The 231-nt window shown below is 67.5% G+C and carries 1 protein-coding gene; it reads right to left on the minus strand.

The features are described from left to right. Positions 1 to 231: hypothetical protein (locus tag AC1RPH_RS08555; protein ID WP_481762160.1), on the minus strand; the 231-nt coding region annotated here is incomplete at both ends.

Genomic DNA, 231 nt, shown 5'->3' on the forward strand with positions numbered 1-231 from the left:
GTGCCGTTGTGCGTGCGCTGGGTTACCAGCAGCGTGATCCCGACGCCCGCCAGAGCGGCGGCCGCGGCGATCAGTCCGCCGCCCAGAATCAGCCCCACCATCCCGCCGATGATGAAGAACCCAACGAACACGATGCGCGTCTTCGACTTCGTGCCGCCGAAGAACGAGCGGTGCCCCGCTTCCCCGCCCGGGTAGCGCAACAGTGGCTTTGTCGCCTCGCTGGTGTCACTC

This window comes from Dellaglioa sp. CoH-57-MRSF-16, from assembly GCF_056782055.1.